This is a genomic window from Saccharicrinis aurantiacus, from assembly GCF_001660705.2.
In the GTDB taxonomy this organism is placed as follows: Bacteria; Bacteroidota; Bacteroidia; order Bacteroidales; family Marinilabiliaceae; genus Saccharicrinis; species Saccharicrinis aurantiacus.
Window position 1 is genome coordinate 135676 of record NZ_LYBV02000026.1, and the last position, 12581, is coordinate 148256.

General features: G+C 35.4%; 10 protein-coding genes. 4 read left to right on the forward strand and 6 right to left on the reverse strand.

Annotation, left to right across the window (positions count from 1 at the left end; translation table 11 throughout):
* The first annotated feature begins 122 nt into the window (after positions 1-122).
* The 4 genes from A8B35_RS10715 to A8B35_RS10730 are packed head-to-tail and all read left to right on the forward strand — an operon-like array spanning position 123 to position 5694.
* A complete protein-coding gene (locus tag A8B35_RS10715) occupies positions 123-2483 on the forward strand; it encodes an efflux RND transporter permease subunit (RefSeq protein WP_068472748.1) in 2361 nt (786 codons plus the stop codon).
* Positions 2483-3778: a 1-acyl-sn-glycerol-3-phosphate acyltransferase gene (locus A8B35_RS10720; protein ID WP_068472750.1), complete on the forward strand. Its 1296-nt coding sequence runs from the start codon at positions 2483-2485 to the stop codon at positions 3776-3778. The genes A8B35_RS10715 and A8B35_RS10720 overlap by 1 nt, the downstream gene beginning before the upstream one ends.
* A 16-nt stretch (positions 3779-3794) precedes the next feature.
* A complete protein-coding gene (locus A8B35_RS10725; protein ID WP_068472751.1) occupies positions 3795-4592 on the forward strand; it encodes an SDR family oxidoreductase in 798 nt (265 codons plus the stop codon).
* A gap of 43 nt (positions 4593-4635) precedes the next feature.
* Positions 4636-5694: a VOC family protein gene (locus A8B35_RS10730; RefSeq protein WP_068472752.1), complete on the forward strand. Its 1059-nt coding sequence runs from the start codon at positions 4636-4638 to the stop codon at positions 5692-5694.
* A 79-nt stretch (positions 5695-5773) separates the two neighbouring features.
* Here the strand turns inward: A8B35_RS10730 and lepB are convergent, their stop codons facing one another.
* The 6 genes from lepB to A8B35_RS10760 form a co-directional block, all read right to left on the reverse strand.
* A complete protein-coding gene (lepB, locus tag A8B35_RS10735) occupies positions 5774-7210 on the reverse strand; it encodes a signal peptidase I (protein WP_068472753.1) in 1437 nt (478 codons plus the stop codon).
* Positions 7211-7379: 169 nt separating this feature from the next.
* Positions 7380-9689, reverse strand: a complete 2310-nt coding sequence (locus tag A8B35_RS10740; RefSeq protein WP_068472754.1) for a TonB-dependent receptor — start codon at positions 9687-9689, stop codon at positions 7380-7382.
* A 20-nt stretch (positions 9690-9709) separates the two neighbouring features.
* Positions 9710-10621: a DUF4249 family protein gene (locus A8B35_RS10745; RefSeq protein WP_071792532.1), complete on the reverse strand. Its 912-nt coding sequence runs from the start codon at positions 10619-10621 to the stop codon at positions 9710-9712.
* 2 nt (positions 10622-10623) lie between these two features.
* Positions 10624-11280, reverse strand: coding sequence for an outer membrane protein (locus A8B35_RS10750; RefSeq protein ID WP_139314866.1), 657 nt, complete (start codon positions 11278-11280; stop codon positions 10624-10626).
* A gap of 21 nt (positions 11281-11301) precedes the next feature.
* The gene (locus tag A8B35_RS10755) at positions 11302-11931 is read right to left on the reverse strand and encodes an outer membrane beta-barrel protein (protein ID WP_083634414.1); all 630 of its coding nucleotides are present in this window, start codon (positions 11929-11931) and stop codon (positions 11302-11304) included.
* A 21-nt stretch (positions 11932-11952) separates the two neighbouring features.
* A complete protein-coding gene (locus A8B35_RS10760) occupies positions 11953-12573 on the reverse strand; it encodes a hypothetical protein (RefSeq protein WP_068472763.1) in 621 nt (206 codons plus the stop codon).
* Positions 12574-12581 lie beyond the last annotated feature (8 nt).

Here is a 12581-nt window from a genome sequence, read left to right on the forward strand (position 1 = left end):
GAAAACTGTGCGAGAAAACACCCAACTTAAGTAATCCTTAAATGTAGAACTCCTATATTTGCAAAATATTTGCACTAGGGAATTTTTCCTTAGTATTTATCATTTTCAAGATTACAAACTAGGTGAAAAAGCACGAAGTAAATCACGCAATAATTAAATATAGAGTAGCCATATTATCGGCTATCATAGGTATTACTCTTTTTATGGGGTACAATGCCCAAAAAGTAGAGCTAGACTACGAGTTAGCACAAATGTTGCCAGAAACAGACTCTACTTTTATTGAGTATAATAACTTTAAAGAACTCTTTGGAGAAGATGCTCGCTTAATATTATTAGGCGTTAAGGACCCATCAGTACTTCAACTCGATAATTTTGAAGCCTTTTATAAACTTAGTAAAGATATTAAGGAGATTACAGTTGAGTATAATAAAGAAGACTATAGGGGTGTAAAGTCGGTAACTTCACTTTGCTCACTGCAAGGTTTGTCGTATTCAAAGGCAGATTCAACTATTAGTAATTACCCCTACTTTAACAAAGTACCAAAAACACAGCTCGAACTTGATTCCATCATAAAAGACCTTACATCAAACCGTTTTTATAAGGATCTTGTATTTACAAAAACCGATACTTCTTTTGTAACCTTAATGTCGATTTCGCTTGAAAACGATATTGTCAATTCTAAAAGTCGTATTGAATTAGTGCACCATCTGCAAGAAGCTGCCGAAATCTTTACTGAGGAAACTGGCATTGAAATTCATTACTCCGGACTACCGTATATCCGCACACACGTAATGTCGAAAGTTAGAGGTGAGCTAAGTTTATTTATTGGATTAGCCGCGCTTGTTTTAGCCATCATTCTTTATATAATTTTCCGCTCGTTCAAAGTAGTACTTACCTCATTATTTATAGTTGGAATATCAGTAATTTGGGTATTCGGGTTTGTTGTACTATTCGGATTTAAGATTACTATACTTACAGGCTTAATACCGCCGCTTATTATTGTTATAGGTATTCCTAATATTATATTTCTGCTTAATAAATACCATCAGGAATGCGAATCGCATGGTAAAGCAACGGTTGCATTAGAAACAACAATTAGTAAAATTGGTGGAGTTATCTTTTTAACGAACCTAACAACTGCTGCAGGCTTTGCTACCTTCTTGGTAACAAGCTCTTCACTTTTGGTAGAATTTGGTATAATTGCTTCTATCAATATTATGTGTTTGTTTCTTATTTCGGTTACAATTTTCCCAATCACATTAAGTTTTCAGAAGAAACCGAATTCAAAACATACGAAGCATCTTGACAATAAATTTTTAACCAACACCATAAAATGGCTTATTTCGAATACTTTAAATAGTAGAAATAAAGTATATTTTGGAACAGCGTCATTGGTTTTAATTAGTGTAATAGGCATGAGCAAAATCAAAACTGCAGGTAATGTAGTTGATGATATTCCGCATGATGATGATGTTTATCAAGATCTATTATTCTTTGAAAAAGAGTATAAGGGAGTTCTTCCTTTTGAGATTATCATAGATGCAAAAGAAGAAAATGGGATATTTGCCAATGGAGCAAAAACCCTTTATAAAATGCATAAATTGGATAAGTTGATTCAACGGAATGAAAACTTCAAAAGGGATTTTACTAAACCAATGTCGATAATTGATGGAATAAAATACATTTATCAAACTTACCGGGGGGGCGATAGTAAATACTATGTACTTCCCCCGCCTAAGGAATTAAATAAAATAAAGGACATTAAGCAAGCTGGGGGATCTAGCGCCGACTTATCAGCCTTTTTAGATTCAACAAGACAGATCGCACGAATGACTGTGATGATGGCAAATGTAAATACCATTCAAATTAAAGCGTTGAAGGATGAGTTACGAGTTGAAGTTGATAAGATTTTCCCACCCTCAGAATACGATGTTACCTTTACTGGTACAAGTTTGGTTTTCTTAGAAGGAACAAACTTCTTGGTTCGTAACTTATTTATGAGTTTAGCCATTGCAATTGTATTGATATCTATTTTCATATCAATAATGTTTAAATCGCTCCGAACTGCATTAATATCCATTTTACCTAATGTAATTCCATTGTTATTTACTGCAGGAGTTATGGGCTATTTCGGTATTCATATCAAACCTTCAACCATATTGGTATTTAGTATTGCGTTTGGTATTTCAGTGGATGATAGTATTCATTACCTAGCCAAATACAAGCAAGAGTTAGCTTTACACAAAGGACGCATTAAATTCTCGGTTATCGAAGCCATCAAGGGTTCTGGTATTAGCATGATTTATACATCTATTGTATTATTCTTTGGATTCTCAATATTCACGGCATCAAGCTTTGGAGGAACTATAGCATTAGGTTTATTGGTATCCTTAACCTTAATTGTTGCTATGCTTACCAACTTAATATTATTACCAACCCTACTAATGTCGCTTGATAAAGCCAAACAAAAGAAGAAAAAGTAATGCTCTATTATTTATTAAAGTATACCATGATGTTTACGCTGAGGTTATTCTTCAGAAAAGTAAGCTTCGGAAATATTAAGAATTACCCTTCAAGTGGGCCGGTAATATTAGCTGCTATGCATCCAAACTCGTTTATCGATGATATGACTTTGGGTGCTTTTACAAAAAGAGAGTTAACTTTTTTGGCTCGTGGCGATGTTTTTAGCACCAAGCTAAACCGTTTTTTATTGGGGCAAATGTTTGTATCGCCAATATACCGCGCAATGGATAATGCTAAGGATGTTAAAAAGAACATTGAAGCATTAGATAGTTACTCGCGAAAGCTACGTAAGGGTAAGGTAATTCTAATTCACTCAGAAGGAATTTGTGTTATTGAAAAACGCGTTCGTAAAATACGCAAAGGTACTGCTCGTATTGCTTTTGGTGCTGAAGAGAGCAGCGATTTTAATTTAGGATTAAAAGTGGTTCCGGTTTCGATGAACTATACTAATGCTCCAAAAATACGTGAGCGCGTTATGGTTGACTTTGGTGAGCCCATTGAAATGAAGCAGTACGAAGCTCTTTACAAGGAGAATCCTGCTAAAGCAACTAATCAGTTTAATAATGATTTACATGCTGCCTTGGTAAGTAAATCTATTCATCTTGAAAATAAAGAAACAGACACTTTAGCCAATCAATGTCTTGAGATTATTGAGAACGATAAACCACCAAAGTCCCTTCCCATTCTTAATAATGATACTGAGCAGCTAGCAAAAGAGAAAGCTGTTGCGGATAAAATAAATGATTTATACGCCAATAACAATCAGAAATACGAAGCCCTAGAAGCTAGCTCTAAAAAATATTTTGATAGTTTGCACAAACATAATTTAAGAGATAAAGCAATTACGCCAAGTAAAAACATTGCGCTAAAATCTATCTTATTATTCATTGTATCACCACTCTTTTCTCTTGCATATATTTTGAATGTGCTCCCTGTATTTTTGGGAAGAAAGGTTGCTGAAAAGGTTGTTAAAACCGATGAGTTTTACGGCTCAGTATACGTTGGCGCATCATGGCTTTTCGGTATTATTTATTACGCTATTTTAGCAACAGTGGTTGCTATAACTACAACATACAGCGGAATATTATCGGTTTTAGCCATAGCCTTCTTTGGTTTCTGGAGTGTTTTATTAAGAGATGAATACATCAAACTATTCAATCACTTTAAGTATAATAGAATATTTAAGAAGAATCCAGAACTCAAATCAGCATTACAATTAATGCGCAGCGAAATTAAAAGTTCTATATCGTTATAATCAGCTAAGATAAACTATGAAAGATCTTAAAAATAAGATAGTGTGGATTACTGGAGCTTCATCGGGGATAGGTGAGGCATTGGCTTATGCATTGGCTAATGAAGGTGCCCACTTAGTACTTACAGCTCGCAATAAATCACGACTCAAGGAAGTAGCAACTATTTGTTTGCAGCACACAAAACAGTGTGATGTTTTTGAAGCCGACTTATTTGATATTGATAAATTTGATGACCTGGTTGATCGGGTTATTAAAAGGGTAGGCCGCATTGATTTGTTGATAAACAATGCAGGCATGAGTCAACGATCGTTGGTTAAAGACACCCCTTTGCAGAATGATAGAAAAATAATGGAGCTCAATTTTTTTAGTGTAGTAGCATTAACTAAATTGGTTTTACCCTATATGATTCAACAACAGAGCGGACATATTGTGGTAACAAGTAGTATTGTTGGTAAGTTTGGATTTCCTTTACGCTCGGCGTATGCAGCATCTAAACATGCACTACAAGGTTTCTTTGAGTCGCTAAGTGCTGAATTACATAAGGATAATATTAATGTAACCATTGTTTCGCCAGGCCGTATTCAAACCAATATTTCAAAGCATGCTTTACTTTCTGATGGAAGCGCAAATGGTGTTATGGATCCTGGTCAGGAAACTGGAATGCCAAGCGATAAGTGTGCCGATCAAATATTAAAAGCTATTAAAAAAAATAAGAAAGATATATTAGTAGGCCAAAAAGAATTATTAATGGTGTATATTCGTCGGTTCGTACCATTTATGTACAGAATAATGACCAATAAAATAGATCATAAGTAGCTTTATTATAGGTGGTACTATTAATGAAATAACAAATCAGCAGATGAATAAAACAATAACAGGAATTCAACAAATAGGAGTAGGCGTTAAAAATGCCAAGGAAGCATGGGCATGGTACATCAAGCACTTCGGAATGGATATTAATGTATTTGAAGATACTGCTGTTGCTGAATTAATGTTACCTCATACTGATGGAAAAACCAGAGAAAGATATGCTGCACTTGCCATTAATATGGAAGGTGGCGGAGGCTTTGAGATATGGCAACATACCGGTATAGAACCCAAAGCTCCTGCTTTTGAATTAAACTTGGGTGATTACGGAATCTACAGTACTAAAATAAAAACTTCAGATATTAACACTGCTTATGAAACTCATAAAGCGAGTGGTTTAGATATTCAAGGTGAAATTTCAGAGGACCCTAGTGGTAACAAACATTACTATGTAAAAGATCCGTATAACAATTTATTCGAGGTTGTGGCTAGTAGCTTTCTTTACAAAAAGCAAAAATCAGTAACTGGTGGCGTTTATGGCTGTACTATTGGAGTTAGTAACGTTGACGAATCCTTAAAAGTATATAGAGATATATTGGGTTATGATGAGGTGGTGTATGATAAAACCGATGCCTTTGATGATTTAAAATGTCTTCCTTCTGGAGATCAGAAATTCAGAAGAATATTACTGAAACATTCGAAACCTCGTACTGGTAGTTTCAGTAAAATTTATGGTCCTTCGCAAATAGAATTAGTGCAAGCTTTAGAGCGCGAACCTCAGAAAATATTTAAAGATAGAATATGGGGCGAATTGGGCTTTATTCACCTATGCTTTGATATTATTGGCATGGATGCTTTACGCGAAGAATGTAAAAGTAAGAACAATGCATTTACTGTAGATAGCTCTGATAGCTTTGATATGGGAGTAGCAGCAGGTCACTTTGCTTATATAGAAGACCCAGACGGAACATTAATTGAGTTTGTTGAAACGCATAAACTTCCGATTATTGAAAAGTTGGGTTGGTATATGAATCTTAAAGGTAGAGACCCTAAAAAGGGATTGCCCAAATGGATGATTAATACTTTAGCTTTTAGTAGAATAAAGCAATAGAAAATAAGATACAAATAACAAACGCAATTACATTAGTAGTTGCGTTTGTTGTTTAATAATTACAATTAAGATAGAGCCATTACTCATTTCCTACCCATTTAAAGAATCGATCAAACCTTATTTTTCCGTTAAACAATGATTTATCTTGATTCCAAGATAACCACACCAGAAGAGGTTTCCCCACAACATGATCCTCGGGCACAAAACCCCAATACCGTGAATCGGCTGACTGATGCCTATTGTCTCCAAGCATAAAGTAATAATCCATTTTAAAAGTATATTCACTAGCCTCTTCTTCATTAATATAAATAGTGTTGTTCTTCACTTTTAAGGTATTACCCTCGTAAGCCGTAATAACCCTATCATACAACACTATATTTTTCATATTCAATTGAATAGTGGCTCCTTTCTGTGGAATATATAATGGACCAAAATTATCTCTTGACCACATATAATCGGTGCTATAAGGCCAAACATCTGGTAATTTAGTTGAATCCACTAATTCATCGACCATTACTATATGACGAATAAATGGTAATCCTTTTATTTCTGACGCCTTTTTTTCGGTTAAAGGAATCCTATATTGAGATGGACCCATCGTCATATTTTGAACATCTTCACTGGAGATCTCAAGTTTATCTATGAAACTTTGGTTTATCTTAACTCCATTTGTAGTTATATTGTACCAATGCTGGAGTCCTGCTATATTTTTAGACTTTTCACCATTTATATAAACTTGGGTATGTCGCATTTCTATTGAATCTCCAGCCACTGCAATACATCTTTTTACATAATTATCTCTTCTATCTACCGGACGATAAACTACCTCTCCATAATCATTAGGGTGATTGTAAATATGCGTTCTACCAAACTCTTTTAGCTTATGATTGACTTCCCATTGGCTAGCATTATCCAGACCGGCTAATATACTTTTATCATGATTGGCATAGGCTAAACCAATTAATCGGCTCGTCTTATATATATCTGGATTTGTATATCTAACCGGCACAGTGTCTCCTGTTGGGAAATTGAAAACTACAATATCATTATTCTCTACTTTCCCAAAGCCTTTGAGTCGCTTATAATCCCATTTAGGCCATTCAAAATACGATTTCGTATTTAAAATGGGTATAGTGTTTTGTAGTAATGGAAAAGATAGTGGAGTATATGGTAGTCGTGGTCCATAGCTAACTTTACTAACAAATAAGTGATCTTTTACAAGAAGAGAGTTCTCCATTGAAGAGGATGGAATTTTATAGTTTTGGAATAGAAATAAGTTTATAAAATAAACTGCCACTAAGGCAAATATTAAGGCATCAATCCACTCTATCCAAGCTTTAGGTTTACTCCCGTCTTTGGTTTTCTTCCAAAAACTCCAAGGAACCTTCTTTGTAATGTAAATATCTAATACAATTAAAATACCTGGTAATAACCACAAGTTACCTACCCATATTACCCATAAAAGGTAAGTTAGAGCAGCTGCAATGAATTTAAGCCATTTCATTTTTGTTCTCATAAATGTTAAAGTCTGTATGTTTAAAAAGATTCAGTTATATCTCAACGCTAAAGTATAAAACATAATAGCTATATATGTATGGATTGACTATTAAACTAGTGCTTTATGTTATTTATAAAAAATATAAATAACGCAACGATAAGAATCTTATTATTTGCACAGTGCGGTGTTAGAAACTCCTTTTAAAAGACACATATGGCATAATAGGAAACATGGTTAATTGCTGAAATTGCCCTTTATCTGATCTATAGTAGATATAAGGGTTTTGTTTATTGTAGGCGTTAATTACACCCACCGACCAAGTGCGTGATCCTCGGTCTTTTTGCTTTTCCATGTTAAAACCAATATCAAGGCGGTGATACAATGGCATGCGCGCATTGTTGGGCTGATTATAGTAATCTACTTGAGTTAAATCGGAGTAGTACTCATCCTCTGCAAAAATTGGGAATGCACTGTTTGCAGTATGGGTTGGCATACTAACCGGAGTGCCTGAGTGCAAACTAAAACTACTGGTAAACCACCTTTTTATTCCATCGCGATTATAAACTACCTTGGAGGCCACCAGGCTTAATTCATGTCTGATGTCGTAATCAAAATTGAACCATTCGCCATTATTAATCTCATCGTACTTACTTTGAGCTCGCGCTAGGGTGTATGATAAGCGCAAATCCCAACCATGATTATTATAGGTTCCTAAAAACTCTAAACCGTAGGCTCTTCCTTCGCCCTGATCAATAAGTTCGTACCAATTGCTTGAGCCGTAAATATCGTACGGAAATCGGTAGTTACTCGCTTGCTTATAAATGTGCTTATAATAGGCTTCCACATCAATCATCCATGAACCCTTTTGCCAATTAAAGCCAGTTGACGACTGCCAAGCCTCCTGTGGCATTAGCCCATTTGTAAGTGGAAGCCAAGTATAACCCGGAAAGCCATTATTATTTTTACGCATGGCATACAGGGGCTGAACATTGCGCATAGCTCCAAGTTTCAGTTTTAGGGCCTCGCTTAACTGGTACGAAGCATTGAGTCGGGGCTCTAGATAGGTATTGGTTTGTACTTTATCTTGGAATACAGTTCCACGTAAGCCCAATTCTAATTTTAGCTTATTGTACTTGTATATGGATGATGCAAATGCCACATAACTCAGTTGTTCTTGATTTTCTTGAGCATTGATTTGTGTTATATCTCCGTTATATGTAGCTGTTTTATGGCTTGGCTCAATACCTCTCCAACTGGCCTCTATACCAGTTTTAAAGGTCAGCCTAGAATTTAAGGACCAGTTGATATCGCCTTTAAATCCCAACTCTTTAAGCGTTGAAGCTGATGCTTGCTCTACATAATCGCCATCTGTGTGACCATCTGAAACATCATACTCTTCAAATTGGGTATAGTAGGTACTTAAATTTAAGAATGAACCATTATTTAAAATGGTATTGTAACGCACCGATCCTAGCTGATTACCCCAACCTTGATGCATTGCAAAATTTGATTCCTCTTCATCCACTCTCGCATTTAATTCGTCTTTACCCGTGTAATAACTCATAAAGAAATTATGCTTCTCCTTTACCGTAAAATTCACTTTGGCATTAATATCATAAAAGTATAAAGCCATTTTAACATCTTCATCACTCATAGCGCGCATTACCAACTGATCAACCCACGATCGTCGGGCCGAAAATAAGAAGGATGCTTTATCCTTTATTATGGGGCCTTCAAAAGTGAATGCACCCGATAGTGTACTCAACGATAACTCGCCACCATACTCCTTTTTGTTCCCTTCGCGGGATGTAACATCAAGCACCGAGGAAAGACGACCCCCATAGCTTGCAGGTATTCCACCTTTGTATAAATCAACACTTTTAAGAGTGGATGCGTTAAAAACAGAAAGCAAACCAAAGGCATGATTTAGATTGTAGATAGGCGCCTCATCGAGCAAAATCAGATTCTGATCGTAGTTACCACCGCGTACAAATAGTTCGGAGCCACCCTCCTTACCTGAACTAACACTTGGTAGCGTTTTTAATGAGCTAATAAGGTTGGCTTCTCCCATAAAAACCGGATTATAAATAATATCCTTAATGGGCATTTTAGTAATTCCTGTTTCCTTTGCCATACTCTGATAGCGTTTAGCTATTACTTTAAACTCCTCAATTTCAACACCCTTTTGTAACTGAATATTAATTAATGTATCAGTCGACAGGCTAATATTGAGTAATTGACTTTGATAGCCTATAAAAGAAACCAAAAGTTGTACAGAATCTTTTGGGTGAATACTTAAAGTGTAGTAACCATGCAGATTACTAACCGCTCCTACAAAAGTTGACATATCGTAAATAGAAGCATTCGGTAAAGCCTCTTGAGAATTGGCATCGCTAATGGTTCCGTATATTTTCACATCGCTTTGCGCGGATGCCGAAGTGTAAATCAACAGAAACAATAAACTCATTGTTCCTGAATGCTTAATTAAATTATTCATAATAAAAGGATGGCTAAAGTTTAATAATGAATAGATATTGAGTCGTTTTTAGCTGTATCATCAAACACAAACTCTGTAATATCAACACCCGAGAATATGCCCAAGCCTCCTTCTATGTTAGTGGGGATTGGCACTGGATAATAGGAGAAGGGTAAATTTATTTCAGGATCAAAAGTGCGTTGTAAATAGGCCGATTTAAAATAGGCATCGTACAAAGGATTAGTAGTAAGAATCCGAACCTTTACCTTTTCCGAACCAATAAGAGTAACTAGATTTATTACAGCTTTTGTACTTCTTAAATTATTGGCATCTACTCTAACAAAATAGTCGTATAGGTAATGAAACCCATCCGGCCCACCTGAAAAAGAATAGGCATTAAAATCATCTGCAAAGGGTGAATTACAAAAAAGAAACTCGTGACACCAATACTTTGATTGATCTTCATAAGAGGTATATTCATTGTATATGAATAAATATAATGCACCAACAGATTCGTCAACTTTATTAATACTAATTTTAACTACGTCGTTGCTATACTCTTTAAACTCTCTATCAATGGTGATATTGGGCTTACTTACCGAAGTAGTTTTTGCCGACAATACAGATTGATCAAATGCAGCTGTAACCTCGTATTCCTTATTTGGAGTTGCTATATGTTTAAAGAAATAGTTTCCCTTTGCATCAGACTGATTTACTGTTTCAATTAACTCACCACTTAAAAACAGGCTAACATTCGCCTTTAATATGGGCTCTATTGCACCATTGTGCTTAGTGGCTGACCAACTAAGCTGAGCACTAATAGCGCTATCGTTTTGCATAATGCAATTTAATATGGGCTGTTTATCTGCCTCGGGATAATCTAAGTCTAAATCGCTAATACACGAATAAAAGCATAGTAGAATACCTATGAAGTATAATGTTTGTTTAATCATGTTTACTTGCTTTTCTTTTTACTCAGTGGTATGGTTACAGAAAGTTGAATAGTATTCGTTTTAAATGTTTCTTTTGTTTGTACTAAATATTCACTATTGCCTCCGAAATAAGGGTTACCATATGCTGACGAAGAAGATAGTGTCCGATTGAGTCCATGTAAATAATCAAGACTGCAGCTCATAAAACCAAAATTATATCCGAGTCCCATTACTATTGAATGAGAGTGTGGATCAATGCCAAAGCCTCCTCCACCTGTTGCAAAAATTGAAATATCGCTTACATAGGCATATTGGTAACCTAACTTTGCCGAAAACTTATTATAAGTGTAATTTATTGCAATAGGAATTGCTAACGATTCTTCAGAGCTCTTCCTGTTATTATTACCACCCTCATAATACTCATAATCCTCATAGGTCTTATCGTTTATCATTACTGATGATAAATTGTATCCGACTCCCAGGGTCAAATGCCAACTATCAGTAAAGCGAAAAGCATGTTCATAACCAATCCCTAAACCCATTAAAGGCTTGTAGTTGTATTCATTGGTACTCTTTATAAAGGTTGTATTGGTACTTAGTTTTAAACCACTCTGTGGCTGCGCAAAGGCATAGGTCGACATAAGGCCTATGATACATAGGCTCACAATTAGTTTTTTCATAATTATGTGGTTTTGGATATATTATTTACGCTTTTTACCTAAGGGTATGCTTACAGAAGCTTGCAAAACATTTAGTTTTCTAGTACCAGGGGAGTATACCATATTAGTAGAACCTCCATCATAATAAGAGTAACCATTTCCTTTTCTCGATTGATTTAAAGAGCTAGTATATTCTAGCTCTAGATTTACAAAGCCAAGATTATAGCCTATACCAATTAATGCTGAATGATCATGAGGGTTACTTTGGAGAACGCCTTCATCAACAAATAGGCTTACATCAATTTTGTAGCCATATTGGTAACCTGCTCTAAGGTAGAATTTGTTAAATGTATAATTGATGGCAATGGGTACTGATAAATACTCAGCCGTTTGAGATTGATGACTTGGTATATTACCGTAGTTATCAGTTTTACTAGTAGCTGAAGTACTATACATATTGTAGCCTGCCCCCAATGTTAAGTGCCAACTATCGGTAAAGCTAAACGCATGCTGATAGCTAATACCAAGTCCCAATTGAGGTTTGTAATCAAATTCATTAGTATTATTCACAAAGGATGTATTGGTACCTATTTTAATACCACTCTGTGGCTGCGCAAAGGCATAGGTCGACATAAGGCCTATGATGCATAGGCTCACAATTAGTTTTTTCATAATTATGTGGTTTTGGATATATTATTTACGTTTTTTACCTAATGGTATGGTTACAGAAAGTTGAATGGTGCTCATACTTGAAGTAACTATTGGTTCAGTCACATACCCACCTTGTACAACGGGTTCGGCATAAACCGAAGTATAGTACATTTCTCGCTTAGGCGTATATATATAATCAATACTACAATCGATAAAACCAAAGTTATAAGCAATACCGGTAGTAACTGAATTTACATGAAAATCAGGACTAGGTAAGCCTCCTTTGCCAAATAAGTCAACATCGCTAATGTATTGATACTGGTACCCAAGTTTTACTGATGTTTTATTATAGGTGTAATTGATAGTTAGCGGAACAATTAAGGATTCTTCACTCATTTTTTCATCGGCATTTAAGTTATCGTTATACGATATAATGAAAGAGTTCATCTGATAACCTAAGCCAAGAGCAAGGTGCCATTTATCGGTAAACTTAAATACTTGCTGATACGAAATAGAAGATCCTATTTGGGGCTGAAAACTATAGGTTTCATTCTTGGGAATAATAGTTTGGTTTACCCCCAGCTTTATACCACTTTGTGGTTGTGCAAAAGCATAAGTTGTTATGAAACTTATGATACTTAAACATAGAAAAGGCTTTGTCATTACAGTTG